The organism is Rufibacter psychrotolerans, from assembly GCF_016924645.1.
GTDB classification, from domain to species: domain Bacteria; phylum Bacteroidota; class Bacteroidia; order Cytophagales; family Hymenobacteraceae; genus Nibribacter; species Nibribacter psychrotolerans.
The window spans coordinates 293,061-312,914 of the sequence record NZ_JAFFJV010000001.1 but is presented as its reverse complement, the minus strand read 5'-3'; the positions used below and the strand labels follow the sequence as shown (position 1 = coordinate 312,914).

Annotated in this window: 16 protein-coding genes; 12 read left to right on the top strand and 4 right to left on the bottom strand. The window is 53.1% G+C overall.

Annotated features, from left to right (window positions below):
- The first annotated feature begins 27 nt into the window (after nucleotides 1–27).
- The 6 genes from JT718_RS20410 (at nucleotide 28) to JT718_RS01185 (ending at nucleotide 7,136) form a co-directional block, all read left to right on the top strand.
- Nucleotides 28–1,674: a glycosyltransferase gene (locus tag JT718_RS20410; RefSeq protein ID WP_240336854.1), complete on the top strand. Its 1,647-nt coding sequence runs from the start codon at nucleotides 28–30 to the stop codon at nucleotides 1,672–1,674.
- Between the two features lie 4 nt (nucleotides 1,675–1,678).
- Nucleotides 1,679–2,707 carry a polysaccharide deacetylase family protein gene (locus JT718_RS01205; RefSeq protein ID WP_205499843.1) on the top strand — a complete coding sequence of 343 codons (1,029 nt, stop codon included), beginning with the start codon at nucleotides 1,679–1,681 and terminating at the stop codon, nucleotides 2,705–2,707.
- Between the two features lie 10 nt (nucleotides 2,708–2,717).
- Nucleotides 2,718–3,635 carry a glycosyltransferase family 2 protein gene (locus JT718_RS01200; protein ID WP_205499842.1) on the top strand — a complete coding sequence of 306 codons (918 nt, stop codon included), beginning with the start codon at nucleotides 2,718–2,720 and terminating at the stop codon, nucleotides 3,633–3,635.
- Nucleotides 3,636–3,651: 16 nt separating this feature from the next.
- Nucleotides 3,652–4,668 (top strand): glycosyltransferase family 2 protein, encoded by a 1,017-nt coding sequence (locus JT718_RS01195; RefSeq protein ID WP_205499841.1) that lies wholly within the window; start codon nucleotides 3,652–3,654, stop codon nucleotides 4,666–4,668.
- Nucleotides 4,669–4,845: 177 nt separating this feature from the next.
- Nucleotides 4,846–5,994: an acyltransferase family protein gene (locus JT718_RS01190; RefSeq protein ID WP_205499840.1), complete on the top strand. Its 1,149-nt coding sequence runs from the start codon at nucleotides 4,846–4,848 to the stop codon at nucleotides 5,992–5,994.
- A 233-nt stretch (nucleotides 5,995–6,227) separates the two neighbouring features.
- Nucleotides 6,228–7,136 (top strand): glycosyltransferase family 2 protein, encoded by a 909-nt coding sequence (locus tag JT718_RS01185; RefSeq protein WP_205499839.1) that lies wholly within the window; start codon nucleotides 6,228–6,230, stop codon nucleotides 7,134–7,136.
- Between the two features lie 469 nt (nucleotides 7,137–7,605).
- On the opposite strand, the gene JT718_RS01180 is transcribed toward JT718_RS01185, so the two are convergent.
- Nucleotides 7,606–9,273: a glycosyltransferase family 39 protein gene (locus JT718_RS01180; protein WP_205499838.1), complete on the bottom strand. Its 1,668-nt coding sequence runs from the start codon at nucleotides 9,271–9,273 to the stop codon at nucleotides 7,606–7,608.
- Nucleotides 9,274–9,816: 543 nt separating this feature from the next.
- On the opposite strand from JT718_RS01180, the gene JT718_RS01175 reads away from it, so the two are divergent.
- The 6 genes from JT718_RS01175 to JT718_RS01150 all read left to right on the top strand — a co-directional run bounded on the left by JT718_RS01175 (nucleotide 9,817) and on the right by JT718_RS01150 (nucleotide 16,806).
- A complete protein-coding gene (locus JT718_RS01175; protein WP_205499837.1) occupies nucleotides 9,817–10,551 on the top strand; it encodes an HAD family hydrolase in 735 nt (244 codons plus the stop codon).
- A 618-nt stretch (nucleotides 10,552–11,169) separates the two neighbouring features.
- Nucleotides 11,170–12,072 carry a UbiA family prenyltransferase gene (locus tag JT718_RS01170; RefSeq protein ID WP_240336853.1) on the top strand — a complete coding sequence of 301 codons (903 nt, stop codon included), beginning with the start codon at nucleotides 11,170–11,172 and terminating at the stop codon, nucleotides 12,070–12,072.
- A 58-nt stretch (nucleotides 12,073–12,130) separates the two neighbouring features.
- Nucleotides 12,131–13,588, top strand: a complete 1,458-nt coding sequence (locus JT718_RS01165; RefSeq protein ID WP_205499835.1) for a GMC oxidoreductase — start codon at nucleotides 12,131–12,133, stop codon at nucleotides 13,586–13,588.
- A gap of 50 nt (nucleotides 13,589–13,638) precedes the next feature.
- Nucleotides 13,639–14,067, top strand: coding sequence for a twin-arginine translocation signal domain-containing protein (locus JT718_RS01160; protein WP_205499834.1), 429 nt, complete (start codon nucleotides 13,639–13,641; stop codon nucleotides 14,065–14,067).
- A gap of 187 nt (nucleotides 14,068–14,254) precedes the next feature.
- A complete protein-coding gene (locus tag JT718_RS01155; protein ID WP_205499833.1) occupies nucleotides 14,255–15,745 on the top strand; it encodes a hypothetical protein in 1,491 nt (496 codons plus the stop codon).
- 212 nt (nucleotides 15,746–15,957) lie between these two features.
- Nucleotides 15,958–16,806 (top strand): DUF8692 domain-containing protein, encoded by an 849-nt coding sequence (locus JT718_RS01150; RefSeq protein WP_205499832.1) that lies wholly within the window; start codon nucleotides 15,958–15,960, stop codon nucleotides 16,804–16,806.
- 406 nt (nucleotides 16,807–17,212) lie between these two features.
- Here the strand turns inward: JT718_RS01150 and JT718_RS01145 are convergent, their stop codons facing one another.
- From JT718_RS01145 to JT718_RS01135, 3 genes are all read right to left on the bottom strand, one after another.
- Complete coding sequence (locus tag JT718_RS01145) at nucleotides 17,213–17,626, bottom strand: GtrA family protein (protein ID WP_205499831.1); 414 nt, start codon at nucleotides 17,624–17,626, stop codon at nucleotides 17,213–17,215.
- A gap of 105 nt (nucleotides 17,627–17,731) precedes the next feature.
- Nucleotides 17,732–18,565, bottom strand: a complete 834-nt coding sequence (locus tag JT718_RS01140) for a DUF8692 domain-containing protein (RefSeq protein ID WP_205499830.1) — start codon at nucleotides 18,563–18,565, stop codon at nucleotides 17,732–17,734.
- Between the two features lie 179 nt (nucleotides 18,566–18,744).
- On the bottom strand, nucleotides 18,745–19,743 hold the full coding sequence (locus JT718_RS01135; RefSeq protein ID WP_205499829.1) for a hypothetical protein: 999 nt from the start codon (nucleotides 19,741–19,743) through the stop codon (nucleotides 18,745–18,747).
- Nucleotides 19,744–19,854: the final 111 nt, after the last annotated feature.

Genomic DNA, 19,854 nt, shown 5'->3' with positions numbered 1-19,854 from the left:
TATTCCAGTAACAAACGCCCTTACCCTATGCTACAGCAGGCCTCCATCCAGACAGAAAAGACAGCGCAGGAGCACCAGCTAACGATGCCTTTAGTATCGGTGGTGATTCCGTGTTACAACCACGCGAAGTACCTGCCGGAAGCGTTCCAGAGCGTATGGCAGCAGGACCACCCCGCCGTTGAAATCATTGTGGTGGATGACGGCTCTGCGGACAATACCCGGCAGGTAGTTGAAAGCACGCCAGGCGTTAAATACGTCTACCAGGTAAACCAGGGGTTGTCTGCCGCCAGAAACACCGGCATTAAACACGCCAAGGGGGCGTTCCTTGTCTTTCTGGACGCAGATGACTGGTTGCTGCCCGGCGCTATCTCCACAAACCTGGAGTACCTGCAGCAAGACCCCAAGCTGGCCTTCGTGTCTGGGGCGCATATCAAGGTGTTTGAGAAGGAGGGCCTGCGCAAGGACGAAGTCTGGGAAGTACCCTCCCACCACTACCGCCAGCTCCTGCAGGGCAACTACATAGGCATGCACGCCACGGTCATGTACCGCCGGTGGGTATTTGACGAGTTCCTGTATGACAACTCCCTGCGCAGCTGCGAAGACTACGACTTGTACCTCAAAATCACGCGCCGGTACCCGGTGGCCCACCATACCAGCAAAGTGGCGGCCTACCGGTTGCATGACACCAACATGTCGGGCAACATCCCCAACATGCTGGCCTCCGTCTTACAGGTGCTGGAACGGCAGCACAACCAGCTGGCCACCCCGGTGGAGCGGGCGGCTTTTGCCAAGGGAAAAAGTATCTGGAAAGAATATTACTGCCGCCTGCTGTACCACAAGGCGGCCCGGGAAAACTCTTTCTCTTCGGCCGAGGTCCTCACCTTCATCAAGCACCAGCCCTTATTATTCATCAAATTCTCGCTTAGGAAAGCCGCCATGATCAAGACCTTCATAAAAAAAGCAACTCCGGCCTTCGGGCTGAGACTGTTACACAAAGCCGGGCTGTACAAAAGCCATCTTCCGGCGGTGGGCAGCATCGTTTTCGGCGACTTTGGCCGCACCACTCCCTTCAGCAGGGAGTTTGGCTATGACCGGGGCGGCCCGGTAGACCGGTATTACATTGAGAACTTTCTCCAGAAGGAAGCCTCCTGTATAAAGGGCAGGGTCCTGGAGATTGGGGACAACGAGTACACCCTGCAGTACGGGGGCAGCCGCGTCACCAGGAGCGATGTGCTGCATGTGCATGAGGGCAACCCCAAGGCCACCCTTATTGGCGATATCAGTGCCGCACCCCACATCCCTGACAATTCGTTCGACTGTATTGTGCTTACCCAGACCCTGCACCTGATCTATGATTTCAAGGGGGCGCTGGCCACCTGCCACCGTATCCTCAAACCCGGGGGCGCCCTGCTCCTGACGGTGCCTTACGTCACCTCCATTGACAAAGACGAGTGGGGTTCTACCTGGTACTGGTCTTTTACCGACAAGGCATTGCGGAGGATGATGGCGGAGTCTTTCCCCAACGGCAAGGTGGAGGTGGGCTCGTTCGGGAACGTACTGGCCGCTTCGGCTTTTCTCTACGGCATGGGGCGCTCAGAAATCTCCCGGAAAGTGCTGGACCAGTATGACCCGCAGTTCCAGGTCATTAACACCGTAAAAGCGATTAAAGCCTGATTTCGTGAAAACAGCGCTAAAACGCCTCTATAAACGGTACTTTGAAAGCAAGGCACTGGTGCTCATGTACCACCGCATCGCGGCCCCGGAGGCAGACATCTGGGACATTGCCGTAAGCCCAGCCCACTTTGAGGGTCACTTACAGGTGTTGCAGAGCCTGGGCTGTATGGTGCCGCTACAGGAGCTGGTGGAGAACGTGCAACGCGGAACGCTGAAGAAGAACAGCATTGCCCTCACCTTTGACGACGGCTACCTGGACAACTTCCTGACCGCCAAACCGCTCCTGGAGCAGTATGGCATACCGGCTACGTTCTTTGTTTCCACGGGCAATTTGGGGAGTGCCAAAGAATTCTGGTGGGATGAACTGGAGTACCTGCTCCTGTTTGCCCAAACCTTGCCGGCCCAGTTTACCCAGGCCATAGCGGGTGAAACAATCAGCGCGGCTCTGCCCGGGGAAACCCACTTAACGGAGGCGCTCCGGCAGCAACACACCACCTGGAACGCCTGCCTTGCCCCGCCGCCCAGCCAACGGGCCCGGCTGTTCTTCCAGGTCTGGCAAGCCCTCAAACCCTTGCCCGTTACCGAGCAGGAAAGACACCTGCAGAAGATCAGGGAATGGGCCGGGGTGTCTGCGCCAGTCTCGCGGGCAGATTTTGTGAGCATGTCGGTTCCCCAACTGAAGGAGCTGGCCGCCCACCGGCTGTTTACCATTGGCGCCCACACGGTCCACCATGCCGCCCTGGCGTGTCACGCCCAAGCGTTCCAGGAGCAGGAAATAGCCCAGAACCGGCACCAACTGCAGGTCCTGACGGGCCAACCCGTAGACCTGCTGGCCTACCCTTACGGCAACTACAACGCAGAGACGCTGCAGGTGGCAGAAAAACTGAACTTCAGGGCGGCTTTTACCACCGAAGAGCAGGTGGTGACCAAAGGGGCGCACCCGTACAGAATGGGCAGGCTCCAGGTACCAGACTGGTCCCCTGCGGTGTTTGCCCGCGAAATAAAAAAGGCTTGGGCGTTGGTTAAGAGTTAACAGGAGGTATATGCACCATTTCAGCAAAAGCCAACCACTGGTTTCCGTGATCATCCCGTTCCTGAACGAGGAGCGTTTTCTGCGCGATGCGGTGGAAAGTGTTCTAAAACAGGATTACCCCCACTGGGAGCTCCGGCTCATAGACGATGGCTCGCAGGACCAGAGCACCCAGATTGCCCAGGAGTATGCCGCGCGCTTTCCTGGGCAGATCTTTTATCATGCGCATGAGCACCATGCCAACAAAGGATTAAGCGCCAGCAGAAACTACGCGATCAGGCAAGCCAGGGGCAAGTACATTGCCCTGCTGGACGCCGATGATGTCTGGCTGCCGGGCAAACTCTCTTACCAGGTGGGCATTGTCCAGCAGCACCCCGAGGTAGCCATGATCGCCGAAGGCTCTGTGTACTGGTATAACTGGGCAGATGCCTCCAAATCCAACGTGACCATACCCGTTGGCGCCCCGCCAGACCGGGCCTATCCCGGCTGCCAACTCTTCCAGTACCTGTACCCGCTGGGGCGCGGTGCCGCTCCCTGCCCGTCTGGCCTTTTCATTGACAAAGCCGCTTTTGACCGGGTGGGCGGATTTGAGGAGTCGTTCAGGAAAGAATACGGGCTTTATGAGGACCAGGCCTTCCTCAATAAAATCTATCTCACAGAAACGGTGTACGTCTCATCAGCCTGCCACAACCTGTACCGCCAACGGTCCGGGTCTATTGTGGACAGCGTACATGCCGATGGAAAGTACCACACTGTGCGCCAGTACTTTTTAACCTGGTTTGGCGCTTATTTGCGGAAAACAGGCCATAAAGACAAAGCGGTTCAGGGTCTGCTAGCCAAGGCCCTATACCCCTACAAGCACCCCCTGCTGCATTTGATCACAGATAAACTGCCCGGCACAGTTCTACGCCTGGTCAAGCAAAGAGTATAACCAAACCAGCGCAACCATGCCAGCACTAACGGTCCTGATGCCGGTGTACAATGCCGAGAAGTTTCTGCGGGAAGCCATTGACAGCATCCTGCAGCAGACGTTCACGGACTTTGAGTTCCTCATCATTGATGACGCCTCCACAGATAACAGTGCAGCCCTTGTCAACTCCTATGAGGACCCGCGGATCAGGTTTATCCAGAACCCCAGCAACCTGGGCATCTCGGGTACGTTGAACAAGGGAATTGAGCTGGCCGCCTCCCCGCTCATCGCGCGCATGGACGCCGATGACATCAGCCATCCTGACCGCCTGCAGAAGCAGGTGGCCTACCTGCAGGGCCACCCCCAATGCGCCATGGTTTCCTCGTTGGTAGAGGTGGTGTCTGAGGAGGGCGAGGTGCTCCGCACCGATCACTTCATCAGCGAGTACTTCTATTACAACCTCACGTTCATCTGCTGGATCTATCACCCCACGGTCGTGTACCGGAAGCAAGCCGTGGAAGCGGTGGGCATGTACACCGTACCCTACGCCGAAGACCATGAGCTGTTCTGGCAACTCACCCGCCGGTTCCCCTTCTACAACCTGCCCGAAGTGCTGCTTCAGTACCGGGTAACCAGTCAAAGCCTGCACCAGGTGTTGCGGAAGCAGGAATACGCCCTTGCCCAGCACGAGCAACTGCTCCGCAACTTCCGCTACTACGCCGGGGCCGAGTTTTCGCTCCCCGCCTCGCACCTGGATTGTTTACAGCACAACTTTCAACCCCTGTTGGCGGAAGGAGATGTCACCAGTATTCTGCAGTGCCTCCACCACCTGGATGAGATTACGGCGGGCATTCTGGCCAGGGAGAACGTGAACAGGAACGAGCGTGCCATCAGGGAAGCGGCGTTCTACAAGCGCAAATACATTCTGCTGTACTTCTTCTACCATTTGCCCAAACGGAAAGCCGTGGAACTACTGATCAGGGACCGCAAGTTCCCGCTGCTGGCGCTCTTGCTCCTCACCATGGTGTCTGGCAAGATAAAGGCGCTCTTTTGAGACCTGCATTGTTACATTCTTAGTCTTAAACCAATTATTTACAAGCTTTTATTCAGAAATGCTGCCAAACTATCTCTGACACCCTGCCCTAGAAGCCGCGCCCTGCTTCTTCTAAGCACCCGTTACTGCTGATAGCACCAGCTTTCTGCCCCATTAAGCAACCTCAAACCGTCTACCTTGAAACACCCTTTGTTAATAGCGCCTGATATAAAAGCCAACAACTTTGATGTGCTGAGATTTCTGCTGGCAGTAGCCGTTATCTACAGCCACTGCTACGTTATTTACTACGGCAAAGCAGTAGACACTGAGCCCTTTATGCGTTTCTCAAACAACCAGGTAGATCTTGGCAGTGTGGCCGTTGACGGCTTCTTTGTTATCAGTGGGTTTCTGATAGTGCGTAGCTTTCAATTCAGCGCCTCTCTTATAGATTATCTGCAAAAGAGAGTCCTAAGAATCTATCCGGGTTTTCTGGTGGCTTTCACCCTAAGCATGCTGCTTCTGGCACCCCTGGGAACCATTGACAGCGCCCATCCGCAAGGCAATTTCGGGGCGTATTTTCAAAATTTCAGGGAAAAACTATTTGTCCTGAACCTCTTGACCTTGCAGACGCAGCAGGCGCCCTGGGCCTTTCAGGGCAACCCCTTGCCCAACATGGCCAATGAATCTCTCTGGACCATTCAATACGAATTTGTCTGCTATTTGCTGGTACCGGTTCTGGCGGCCCTGGGCCTGTTTAAGAGGAGGTGGTTACTGCTGGTCTTGTTCGTGCTGGCCTATACCCTCCTTGCGTTGCAGGACTTTGCCCAAATACTTCTTTGGGAAGGGTATCAGGGGAAAGTGCTCAGTCACCCGCTGTACTTACCCAAGTTCTTCACCTATTTCCTGGCTGGGGCTTGCTTTTATGTGTACCGGACCCAACTGCCAAGAAACACTGGGTTGCTCCTGTTTTCTGCGGCGGCACTTGTTCTGTCCTGCGTTATGCTGCCTGCTTTCAATCTGGTTGCCCCGCTAGCCGGGTCGTACCTGCTGTTTTACCTTGCGTATTTCCCGGGCATCAGGTTTCCACACTTTACCAGAAAGGGAGACTTCTCTTACGGGCTCTACCTGTACGCCTGGCCCTTACAACAGCTGGTTATGGCGGTTGGGGGCGAGCGCCTGAGCCCGGGTCTGCTGTTTGCATTTTCCATGGTGTTCACGTTTATGGCAGCCTATGCCAGTTGGCATCTGGTAGAAAAGCCCTTCTTACGGCTAAAACAGTATCCCTCTTCCCTGGCGGTCAATTCTTTGCTTAGATTAACCGCCGTTTTCGCCAAAAAGCAACGTTAACCTATACCTACCCGAAACAATTTTATTACAAACTGTTACCTATTTAATGTAATTACATAGAGTAAAACTTAGATAATTCTATTATATTCAACGTGTAATACCAACATTGCTTCACGGTATCCCCCATCCTAAGGCAGTTTATTTAATTAGTAATTGTGCTCACAAGAATACCAACATCTCCGCCTGCAATTTCACCTGTTTCTGTCAAAGGAAAGAGGCCGCTTTGGTCGGTCATGATCCCGGTTTACAACTGCTCTAAATTTTTGCCCGAAACCCTGGAGAGCGTGCTGCAACAGGTACTGCCCGAGGAGGAAATGCAAATTGAGGTGGTAGATGATTTCAGCACCGACGAGGACGTGGAAGCCATTGTAAAAAGGGTGGGCAAGGGCAGGGTGCAGTACTACCGCCAACCGCAGAACGTGGGGAGCCTGCGCAACTTTGAAACCTGCCTCAACAGGGCCAAAGGCCAGCTGGTGCACTTGCTGCACGGGGACGACCGCCTCAGGAAGGGTTTCTACCAGAAGATGGGAGAACTGTTCACGCGGTTCCCGCAGGCCGGGGCCGCCTTCTGCCGGTTCAGTTACATGGATGAAAACGGGGAGGTAGATTACGTGCAGCCTGCCGAAAAACAGGAAGACGGCATTTTGGACAACTGGCTCCTGCGCATTGCCGAACGCCAGCGCATCCAGTACGCCTCTATTGTAGTGCGGCGGGAGGTGTACGAGCACCTGGGCAGCTTTTTCGGGCTCACCTACGGCGAAGACTGGGAGATGTGGGTGCGCATTGCCAAGCACTATCCCGTGGCGTACACCCCGCAGGTGCTGGCAGACTACCGCAAGCACCTCAGTTCCATCTCGGGCCAGAAATTCCTGAACGGCCAATACCTGATGGACATTGCCCACGCCATGAACCTGATTCAGGACCACCTCCCCGAGAACCAGCGGAAGGCCGTGCTGGAAAGATCGCGCCATGCCTACGCCCACTACGGGGTAAGCGTAGCCAACCGCATCTGGCACGCCACCCACAACCGCCGCAACGTACAGGAGCACATCAAACACACCCTGGTCATGCACCATGGCGGCTTCAGGCTGTACCTGAAAATCATCAAGATCTACCTCAAGATTGTGACCAACCGGGCGTAACCCCTCGCCCATTCACGCAGCCCTCAGCCCCTCCCCTTTACAGGCAGGCGCCTAAATGGTTTCCAGCTGAAATTTGTGATTAAGGAGCCTGGGAAAGAAGGCACTCAAGATCTTATTGCAGCAAGTACTCCTTCATGCTACCAATAAGCATGCCCTTAGTTTTTGGCCAATTTCAATGGAAACTGACCAAAAACTAAGGGCATTTCTGTGTAGGACTTGCTGGTGCCCTTGAAAAACCAGAACGCTTTTGCTCACCAGGGCGCATCTAAATAGTACGTTTCCGGCCTGTTTTACAGAATTCTGCCCCAAATCCAATCGCTCCGCCACCCAGACTGTTTCCCAGACCAGTAACCCGAGGCAAAAACGTCAGGGTCACATTCAACCTATTCCTGATCACACTCCAGGCCCCGCTAGCGCCCGACTATTTAAAAGATTATTCTGCATCCACAAAAGGTCATTCTGCTCCACCTTAGGGCGCAAGCTTGAAGAGGGACACCGCCGCATCTTTCTCCCGGAAGGCCTCAGGCATCCGTTGGCCCATGCCAGAAATGACTTGTTCTACGTTTTGGCCCACCTGATACGTGGGGTGGTAATACCAGGCAGGCTGCTCCACGTACCCGCCAATGTTTATCCGGAGGTAAGAGTCATAGAGGAACCACAGCCGGTCATGTCCCTTGGCCTGTGCAATGGACGGGGCTAGTTTCTGCAGATACTCGGCCTGAGTAGCCGAGGTGATTTTCAGGTCTTTGCCTTCAATGGCTGTGAACTTGAGGTTGTACGCCTCTTTGTAGTAGAGGTACGCGTGCCACATGTTCCAGTAGACGTACACCGCATCGTTGGGTTGGTAGCGGTCATTGATGAACAGCAGGGCTTCCCGGCTCTTTTCCTTGTTGAGGAAATGGTCTGGCTGGGAAACTTCCCGCAGGGCGTTGTACACTAGCGGGGCCACCAGCGCCGCCACCAGCAGGTACTTCACCGCCTGCCGCTCTGCGCACCAGGAAACCACGGTTTGGGCACCATACACCATAAACAAGATGAGCACAGGGGCCAGAAACAGGACCAGACGCTCATAAAAGGGATAGAACTTCAGGCCCGAGGCCAACAAGGCCAGCCCAAGCGGGAAGGCTAACACCGCAAACTTCCGGAAGTTCTTTTTGGGCAACAGGGCCACCCCCAGGGCCAGGAGCAGCAAAGGGAGAAAGCGCAGCACCACAAAAATGGCCGGGGAGGCTACGGCGAACTTAAACGTTTGCCCCAACGGGTTCTTCACCAACTCATTCGCCTTCAGGAAAAACCATTTGGGCAGGGAGGCGATTGAAGCAACGGGTAAGTAGGCCCGGCAATACTTCTCAAAGAACACGGTGAGCCACTCAGAATCCTGGTAGCGGCCCAGGAACAGCAGGTACACCGTAGCGAAGCTGCACAGCCAAAGCCCGAAAGGCAGCACGAACCGGAGCGCTGCCTTCCAGCCTTCCTCCCGCAGGGCCTGAAGCCCAACGGCTCCGGCTATACCCGCCAGGACAAAGATCGCGGAGTAGGAGAACCAAACCAGCACCGCCCCGGCCAGGCCCCAACCCAGCAGAGAACCTTCTCCCCGGTGCCACCGCACGTACAGGTACAGGGCAATGATGGCGGCCAGCAGCTCTGTACTGTATTGCTTGGCCTCCACAGAATGGTAGATGATCGGCGAAGCCAAAGCGAGCATGGTCACGGCCAACAGGGCAGCCCAGGGTTTAAGGAAATGACGCGCCACCGGCGCAAACACAACGGGTGCCGTCAAGCCGCACAGCAAGGGAAACAGCCGAAGGGCCATTTCTCCTTTGCCAAACACCTCCACCGACAGTCTTACGGCCCATAGAAAACCCAGGGGTGCCTTCTGCTCATAGGCCAGCGGCTGGGAGGCCAGCTCCCAGAATCCCATCTTCACCAGGCTGACGGCCAGGTACAGCTCATCGCGCCAAAGCGACCGGTTGTCCACAAAGTGGTAAAGCCGGAGGAAGGTACCAACCAGGAGCACCAGGAAGGTGAGCAGGGGAATGAGCTGCCGTGAGCGGGCCTGGTCGGGATGAGTGACAAGAGGCGCTTGTACGGCTGCTCTGGCAGTAGGCGAGGCAACCGTTTTGTAGGATAGAGACATACGCAGAAGCGGCTTTGCTGTTTGTTTGTAGAAGATGTTCCCTTAAAAGCGTATTTGTCACCAGAAGAAACGGGTCACGTATTCCAATGGCTAAAGTTTAATGGTATATAGAATAAGCCTGGATAACAGTCAATTATTCAGGCAGGAGCAAACTAGGCCAGGTACTTGATCCTAACTGCTGAGGGCCTAGAAACCAGAAATTGCTGTCTGTGGTTTTGGGTAAGTGGAAAAAACAGTTCCAACTAACACCCGTATGGCTTCAACAATGGTACCAAATAAGTAAAATAAATATTATTTTTATTACAATTATTTATAGCTAAATCAAAACCTAACACTCAAGTATGAGTTTGCCATGAGTCTTAGAATCGGTGATTAATTGTTAATCAGTTCGCTTACAATGATTTACCCAACCACTCTCCTCGGCTACTTGTAAGCTTTAGAGGATTACTTTATTTAAGGCTATTGGCAGGCTGAAAAACTAGCCTAATTTTTGCCATACTAAATCCTGTTTACTAAATATTGTATCTACATAGCTATACCCAAATGCACCAGGAACCCTCTCCTAATTGGGAAAAGATAAAGGCCGTAATTTTTGATGTAGACGGCACCCTCTATACCCAGTCAAGACTAAGAAAAAAGATGTTGTTGGCGTTAGTGCGCTATTATGCCGTGCGGCCCTGGCGTATCAAAGACCTGGCAATCCTGTACCATTTCAGGGTGGAGCGCGAAAAGAAAGCCGGCTTTTCCTTGGGGAACATTGAAGCCGCGCAGTACGAATGGTGCGCCGAAAAAGGCAGTTTTTCCATTCCCAGAATCAGGCAGGTCATTGAGCATTGGATGTTCCGTTTCCCAAACCAATACCTTAAAGCCTGCATGTACCCGGGCACCAAACTGTTTTTCACGGCCCTTGGCCAAAACGGGCTGAAAACAGGAATTTACTCTGACTACAAGGCAGCCGATAAACTGAAAGCGATGGAGTTGAGCGCAGATATTGTGGTCTGCTCCACCGACAAGGAAGTGGATTGCCTGAAGCCCAATCCCAAAGGGCTGCTCTACATTGCAGAAAAGCTGGGCGTGGCGCCTGCCGAATGCCTTTTCATTGGTGACCGGGTGGAACTAGACGCCGCCTGCGCTATGCAGGCCAACATGCCCTACCTGATTGTGGAGAAAAAGCCATTCAAGCAGTTTGATTTCTACTCCAACCTGGAGAAAACCCTCAACCGGCACCGGCAGGCAACAAGGCAACCCACCCTCCGGCTTCAGCCTGACGCCGTATAGGCTGCGTTCTTTTATCCTTTCTCAAACGTAAGCCTGGGCTACTCCTTTTGCCGCCCGCTAACCTTGGAAACATAGAGGGAAACTTCAAGACCAGCTCCTCTTAAGCCCAGCAGGCAAAGGCGCCTGAGGGGTCTGTTAGCCCATGTCCGACACCTTGCCGGGTGTGGTTCTTCCAGATTGGGAACGGCACTATCAAATTGGGAATCGGGGCTGGCCCCTCCTCTTCTCAATTTGAGAGAAAAATCACCAGACTGGGAATACCTAGCTGGCCACTCTCTGGTGGGGCAGACTTTTCCTAACAACAATTAGGCTGCTACAGCACATCTTAATCAGGTCAATGCCAATCTATATTATTTTTTAAATATTTTACATAATCTTGGCACGATTTTGAACATATAATTGAAAGTATCTAATATCTATTTTACTTATTCTATAAAACTAACCTATTCTACAGCCCTTAAAGGCTGCAAACAAGCAAACACAAAAACAAAGAACTAGCCTATGAACCCCACCGTTACTTTTCCAGAACCACCTAGTGCGGAAGCAACCGTCCGCAAGGCTGGTTTCAAAGAGTATGTTGCCATTACTCGCCCTGACCATTGGTTCAAAAACATCTTTATGCTCCCGGGCATGCTCTTCGCCTTTCTGGTGTATGACACCACCCTGGACTTAAACCTGCTGCTCAGGATAGTGGTGGGTGTGGTGAGCACCTGCCTGATTGCCTCCGCCAACTACACCATCAACGAGTACCTGGATGCCGAGTTTGACCGGTTCCACCCCGAGAAAAAGAAGCGGTCTGCGGTAGTAACGGTGCTGAGCGCCAGGTTTGTGTACCTGGAGTACGCGACGCTGGCGGCCATAGGCCTGGCCCTGGCCTATTACATCTCGCTTCCTTTCCTGGCACTGGAGGCCTTCCTGCTGTTCATGGGCATCATGTACAACGTGCGCCCCTTCCGCACCAAGGAGCGGGTGTACCTTGATGTGCTGTCTGAGTCGGTGAACAACCCCATCAGGCTGGCGCTGGGCTGGTTTATCTTTGTGCCGGCGGCCCTCCTGCCCGACAATCTGCTGAACCCGGCCTGGGCCTTCATTCCGCCCAGCAGCATTATTCTGGCGTACTGGATGGGCGGTGCCTTTCTGATGGCCACCAAACGCTTTGCCGAGTACCGTTACATCAACAACCCCGAGCTGGCCGGCCTTTACCGCAAGTCTTTCCAGAAATACACTGAAAACAGCCTGCTGATCTCCATGTTCTTCTACGCCCTTACCTCGGCGTTTTTCCTGGGTATTTTCCTGATCAAGAACAAGATAGAGCTGCTGATCAGCTTCCCTTTCTTTGCCTTGCTGTTTGCCTGGTACCTGCAGATTGGCTTGCGCAAAGACTCAGTGGTACAGGGCCCCGAGAAACTGCACAAGGAGAAAGCCTTTATGCTGTACGTGGTGCTGTTCACCTTCCTGCTGATGGCCCTGGTGTACGTTGACATCCCGGCCCTGAACTGGTTCTTGAAACAGTCCTTCTAAGCGCCTTCTACAATACTGAGCACCCGCAACCAACCGCATACTAAACGTTCCTTCAAACATGAAACAAGCGTCATATGACCTGGTGGTAATAGGCACTGGGTTTGCCTCCACGTTTTTCCTGCACAAGTACCTGAGCAAGGCCCCAGCCAGCGCCAGGGTGCTAGTGCTGGAGAAAGGCCACTTTTACCCGCACGCGGAACGGGTAAAGGAAAGAAAGGGCGAGAAGACGCCTTACGCCAAACTGAACCCCGAAGCCCAGGAAACATATGACAACCACAACCCTAAGAAAAGGTGGATGTTCACCCAGGGTTTTGGCGGAGGCTCCAACTGCTGGTACGGCTGCACGCCGCGGTTCATGCCCTCAGACTTCAGGATGAAGACCCTCTACGGCGTGGCGAACGACTGGCCCCTGCAGTACGATGACCTGGACCCTTACTACACCCAGGTAGAGGAACTGATGTCCATTTCGGGGCCAGAGATTACGCCGTTTCCTAAAAAAACGCCTTATCCGCTTCCGCCGCACGTGTTTACCACCGTAGACCGAATCCTGCACAAGGAGTACGGCAGCCTGTACATCAACCAACCCACGGCCCGGGCCCGGGTGGCGGTGAACGGGCGCGGAGCCTGTTGCGCCAGCGCGGTATGCCACGTGTGCCCGGTCAACGCCAAGTTCACCATTGAGAACTCCAACATGGGCGTGTATGAAGACCCACGGGTGGAATTGCTCTACGGCGCCCAGGTGTACAGCCTGGACCTGGAGCAGAACGTGGCGCGCAAGGTCAACTATGTAAAAGACGGGAAAGAGTACCATGTGGCCGGCGAGGCCATTGCCCTGGGCACCAACGCCATGTTCAACGCCAACATCCTGCTCAACTCCGGCGACACCAACCCTTTCACCGGCAAAGGCCTGGGCGAGCAACTGGCCCTGGAGGCCTCGGTGTACCTGGACAACCTGGAGAACGTGGGCGGCAGCACCTGGGTGAACGCCAACGGCTACATGCTCTATGACGGGGCCCACCGCAAAGACGCGGCCGCCTGCCTCATGGAATCAAACAACGCGCCTTACATCCGGATGGAGCGCGGCAAATGGCGCCATCTGATCAATTTCAGGATGATTTTTGAAGAACTGCCCGAAAACCGGAACTACGTGGCCACCTCACCGGACCGCATGCGGCCGGCCGTGCACTTCGCGGGCCCGTCTGACTACGCGCTCCGGGGCATTGAGCACATGAAGGAAAAGTTGCCGGGCCTGCTCTCCTGCCTGCCCGTGGAGAAGATTGAGTATTCTTCGCTCATTGAGTCTGAGGCGCACATCCTGGGCACCACCCGCATGAGCGCCAGCGCGGCCGAAGGCGTGGTAGACAAGCACCTGCTCCACCACCAGTACCGCAACCTGTTTGTGCTGGGCAGCGGCAGCTTTACCACCTTCTCGCCTGCCAACCCTACCCTTACCTTGTCGGCCTTGTCGCTCCACGCCGCTGATCAGGCGTTTGGCAAAGCCAGCAGCCTTGTTTAGTGAAAGAGAGACCTTAAGAACTTAGACCAATATCCACCAGATAGAACGGTATGAACAGAAGAAATTTTTTAAGGGTGACCAGTCTGGCCGGAGCCGCAACCATTGCGCTCCCCAGTCTTGGTTATATGACCACCTCCCTGAAAGATGCCGCGGTTGGGGTGATCATCAACGAGCTGAACTACCTGACCCTGGACCGGGCCGGAGTGGAGCAGTTTGTGGACGATTACCTGAGGGGGCATTACATCAACTCCAGCCTGAAGGCCCAGTTCAGCCTTATCTCGTGCTATTACCTGGGCGGGAACGTGACCAAGTCGCTCACCATTCCCAAGCTGGTGCAGAGCTATCTCATCTCCACCGACTTTTTCCTGAACAAGATGGATGAGCGCCGCACCATCAAATACATCAACCGCAACATGCCCTACAAGCTGCCCTGCTACAATCCGTTTTCGGCGCTGTATTACCCGCAGGCGGCCTCTTGAGGTGGCGGCCCCAACCCGTTTCTGGCCCTTTTCCGGGAAATTGGCTCCAAAACAGGCACCGGCATGAACACGGGCGGCCAACGGGGTGAAAAGATTGAGAAGTGACCAAAGAATGGCGGTAGCCCCTGCAAGGCCGCGCCTGAGCGTGCATGAATACTTTAATCAATTTGAAAAGAGATATGCCTATATGACTACACCCACCCTTTCCTTTAGACAGGCCTTTGCCGCCCAAGGCATAAATTACTACAGTTTTCTTAATGAATATGCGTCTCCGGAGAGATACGCATCTTCTATCTTAAAATACAAGATCTTCTGCTGCGTCTGGGCTATTGCGTCTATCTTCCACATGGCCAATTACAACGGCTTCACCCTAGACTTTACGTTCTTCCTGCTCACCAGCGCCGCCATTGCCCTCATTGCCAAGCCCTCCTCGGTGGTGCGGCTGCTGATCTTTGCCACCATCCAGATCTTCAGGGTGGGGCTGGACCTGCCGGGCACCAGCAACCACTGGCTCCTGACCGGCTTTGTGAACGTTACCATCCTGCACTCGTTCCTGTACCTGGTCATCAAGCGCCGCACCTTTTACATTGACAAGGTGGAGTTTCTGGAGACGTTTACCCCCCTGATCAAGATTGAGGTGATTGTGCTGTACTTCTACGCGGTCTTCCACAAACTGAACACCGGCTTTCTGGACACGGAGTTTAGCTGCGCGGTGCGGTTCCTGCTGGTGCAGAACAACTATTACAACATCCTGCCCTCAGACAAATCGCTGCTCATCCTCAACATTTACGCCACCCTGGTCATTGAGTCGTTGATTCCCCTCATGCTCTGCATCAGGAAGACCCGGTACTTGGGCATCTTGCTGGGCCTGGTTTTCCACTTTATCATTGCCTACAATCCCATCAACGGGTTCTATGATTTCTCGGCCTTTGTGTTTGCCCTGTACTTCCTGTTCACCAGCAACAGCTTCAGCAACAAGATCTACACGCTCTACACCAAGGCCATCCGCCGGAAGGTGGCCCTGAAGAACCAGCTGCTGCAGTTCAACCTGGTCAACTTTATCCTGTTCACGTTCTCCATCGTATTTGTGCTCATGCTGATCTACATCTACAACAAGGCGTTCCAGGACTATTTCCGGCACATTATCTGGACCACCTTTGGCCTGGGCTACATCACCGTTTTTATTTTGTCTATGCGGGGAAGGGAGAAGGAAGAGCCTAAAACCTTCTCGGTGGCCCACTACTCGCTGCTCCTTATCCCCATCATTGTATTTGTTAACGGCCTGTGCCCTTACCTGGGGCTGAAGACAGAATCTTCGTACGCCATGTTCTCCAACTTACGCACCGAGAACGGGATCACTAACCACTTATTAGTACCAGCCAGCCTGCAAATATTTGACTATCAGAAAGATGTTGTTGAAATTGTCTCTTCAACGGAGTACCACCTGCAAAAGAAAGCCGACGAGAAGAAACTGGTGCCGTACTTCCAGTTCAGGAGGTTTGTGCGGATGGAGAGGCCCGAATACGTGGAGTACATCCGGAACGGCAAGCGGGCTACCTTTGAACTGAGCAAGGCCTCGGCCAGCCACGAGCTGTTTCAGAAGAGCAACTACTTTCTGGAGAAAGTGATGTACTACCGTGACTTTGAGAACAGCGTGATCCAGGATTGCCGCCACTAGCCCGGCAGAAACACTCCCGGGAGTCTGACCTTTGCCCCCAGCACGAAGGCTCTTATTGCATCCCCTCCCGTTGCGATAAGAGCCTTCCAATTTGAACGCCACCAGGACTTGTGCCTGCCCTGTCAAATGGCCGTGCAGGCAGTAACCAGCTTGAATAACAAATTAAATAATCCATTCTATCACGCTACGCCACACCCTAAAGCATCACCAAGATGACCCTAAACTTTCAGATTAATCCTGCCCGCATCTTTGCCGTGTACCTGAAGATTCTGGTAGCCGTTATTTTCATGAGCCTGGTAGCGGTTTCACTGGACTATTATTTCAAGAATGTGGAGATCAACAAGCAGATCTCCTCCAGCTATACCTTCAATACTTACGTGGTGGGCATGTTTGACAGCAATGGCGAGAAAAACATACCCACGTACTTCTCTACCGTGAACCTGTTTGCCTGCGCATTCCTGCTTTTCCTGATTGCCAGGGTAGTGAAGGCCTCCCACACGCCTACCTACCACAACCGGTGGAACCTGCTGGGCTTTCTGTTTGTCTTCCTGGCCCTTGACGAATTGCTGATGCTGCATGAGATCATGGGTCTGCCGTTTATTGTGCTCCTCAAAGTTCTGAACGGCGGACAGGAGATTGCCTTGGTACGGTTCACCGGGTTTATCCCTTACCTGCTGGTGCTGGCGATCTCATTTTTCTACTTCGTCAACTGGTTTTTCTCCCTGCCCCGGCAGGTGATGGTGGGCTTTATGGTGGCTGGTAGTTTGGTGGTTTTTGGGGCAGTGGGCATGGAACTGGCCGGGGAATACTCGCGGGAACTGTTCGGGAAGTACAGCTATCCGTATAAACTGCTCACCACCCTGGAGGAATCTCTGGAGATGCTGGGCATCATTTACTTTATCAGGACCCTGCTGGTGTTCCTTAAGCTGCAGCATGACGCCCTGGCCCTGAAACTGAACTTCACCTCCAGTACCGCTCAACAGGAAGCAGCGGCGCCCCAAAAAAGCCACCAGGCAGTTCCCAAAGCCTCCAAAAACCTGCTGGGCAAGCAACCGGTGTAAGGAAACCATCTGGTAAAACCCGGTCCAGGTCTTGGGTATGACCAAGCCCTGCTTTCCTCAGAGTTCCTATTGCCAGTGGCAGGTGCCGGAGAAGCACCCTTGGATTTTAGCCTGTTTTTGTAAAAACAGGCTAGAATCAGTCCCCTCTCCGCTGAGGTTGGTACTAATAACAACCTAGGTTTCCCTTAAGCCCAAAACGCCCTTGGCCTGTTTCAGGACCAAGGGCGTTTTGGGCTTAATTTCCTTAAAACTGCGCAAAAATGGAGGGGCTGTACCGTCCCAAACAAGATTGGCGCACCTATATTTTAAACGCTTTGCTGAAGGTAGCAGGAGGAAGCAATGGCAGGTACCTCGCAGCTGATCTGGGGCTCCGCGGCTAGGGCGGTTGTAACTTCAACCAAAGAGATTAGCCTTTGAACACGAACAATTTTTTGGTGATGAAATTGAACACCGCCACCAGAATAATGGCCAGCACCTTGCTGTAGGTTGGGTCCAGCAGCACTTGTTCCACAAACAGCCACAGGAGGCACTGGTTCAGGAAAAAGCCCGCCACCGAGAACAGCACGAAGGCCACCAACTCCACCCGGGAAGAATACTTGCCGCTTTTGAAAACCCACTTTTTAGACAAAAAGTAATTCAGCAAAATAGCCAGAAAGGTAGAGAACGGATTGGCGACCAGATAATCTACCCGGAAGTAGTCGCTCAGGAGCACAAACAGCAACAAGTCAACGCCGGCACAGAGGGCCCCCACTAAGATAAACTTTCCTAATTGCCAGAGCTCCTTTTGCTTTGCGGAAGCGGTAGACAGTTGTGTGATCATAAAGCAGTAAGAAAAGACAAACATTTAGGGGTACAAAGAAGGCCCACCATCAGCAGACAGAAGGCCATCTTTACCCTTGGTTGGAGAAAACTTGCCCCGGTGCCGTTAGGCTACCAGGATATTCTTTCGCTTTTGCACCTCCGGGGCGGGGTTTGCCCGCTCGGTATCTGCCGCGCCCTGTGACTGAGGGCCCACCGCAATGTTGATGGTGATGGTGTTCAGGCCTTTCTGGTGTTCCAGGTGCTTAATCAAAGCGTGTATGAACAGAATTACGCCCAGCATTTCCAGGGTTTCTTCCACCGTGGTAATGATCTTGTAAATGGCCAACAGGTCATGGCTTACAATGAGCCCGCTCACCATCTCCATTCCAACGGCACCGGCCATAAAGATCACGCCGGCCAGGAAAAATCCCGACAGGGTTTTACCGGGCAGTGAAAGCACGAACCTGAAAAAGTAAGCCCCTACTCCCAGCAGCACCAGAAGGTACGGCACAAACCAGGCGAAGTGCAGAAAGCCAAGGTTCTCTTGCTGCAGATAATTCTGCAACAGGGTTCGCATGGGCTTGGCAGAAATCTCATGCAGGGCAAACAGCTCATCCAGGGCCAACCAGACAAACACGCAGCCCATGAGGTACCATTTCCTAAAATTCTGCGGATGAGTGCTCCTTTTCACATACTTAGAGATGGTAAAGAGCAGAAACGCACTGATCAGCAGATTGAGGGTGGAAAAGTAAGAAGGCACGTTCCGCTCGCCGTCAAAGTAAAACATGCCCGTTACGTACGTCTGGAAAGTATACCTTGAGGTAATCTTGGAAGTGGTGTAATTCTCAAAATAGTATTCAATGGAAAGCACCGCAAGGTTCAACACCAGCAAGACACCAAGGACCTTCAGGAAGAACCTTAAAACCGCACCTGACTTTAATTCATAAAAATTTTCCATGCATTTTAATTCTTTATAGACGGGCTGAATGCTTATCCAAGGCCCGGGGTAAAGCAGGCGCCCCGAACTGGTTCAATATTTATATAGCAAAACCTAATATACAGATTATTATATTAACTAGTACAATAAACTTAGACGCGCCTGGCAGTAGTAATTTTTCCTGCCTCTGGGCCACAGCGCTAAGAGGCTGCCTTGGAAAACCTGTACTTGATGATCTTCACAAAGTCATCGTTCAGGGGTAAGCCCGCCAGGGCCTTTACCGCGAATTTAAGCCCGTTGCGGTAGTCTTTTTCCCTGAGGGAGTTCTTGGTGTTGGTCATCATTTGCTCGTGGTAAATGAGCTTGTCCAGCTTAAGGGTAAGTTTCTTGACCAGGAGCAGTTTTTCGTTTTTGCTTAGTTTCCTGAAATCACCCGTAAAAAGCGCATTGAGCCTGGGGTCTACTCTGTCTTTGTAGTGCCAGTAATGGTTGATAAAATCACCCGACTCAGATAGCGTGGAGGTGGCGTTCAGGACTACGGTAAACGCCAATTGCTCACTGATCCGCCATTGCGTCTTGAGGTAAAACTCATCTGAGAGGGCAAAGATATCTGGGATGTAGCGCTTCATGCAGTTGGGCATGCCTATGACGCCGGCGTTCCAGACATGCTGGTGCCGGTGGAACTGCTCCTGCTTCTCCCCTATCCTGAAAGTCTTGCCCTCAATCAGTTTTACAAAATCCCGGGGGAACTGCTGGGCATCCAGGGAGCTGGTGCTTAGCCACCGGTACACATGAATCATCTCCTCAAAGGAATACTCCCTCAGGTGCATAAAGCTTTGGCCCGGCACCAGCTGGCCCAGCAGGCTTTTAGGGTTAGAGATAAAGAAGGTATCGGTGTCAATGTACAGGACATCATCCTGGGGGTAGGCCTCAAAGGTTTTCTCCACCACTGATATCTTGAACCGGTAAATTAGCCCAGACTTTTTGGTGCTCTCCTCAATCTCGGCCTGGGGCACATACACATAGGCCACGTTGAACTCGTGCAGGTAGGGTTTGAAGTAGTCGGGGTTATCGGTGTAGATAATCACGCGTACGTCTTTCTCCTTGGGGTCATACCAGCTAAAAAAGCTTAACACAGAGAAAAGGGTCCTCTTAAACTCCACTTCCTTCCCGTAACACAAGAGCGCTATATTTTTCATAGTCGGGCTGCTTTGATTTTATACTTTTTATGATTCTGATTTATCAACTAGCTCTATTCTTTGTTCAAGAGCTTAGTAAGGGCTCCTCTTGCGCCTACCCCGCCATTGTCG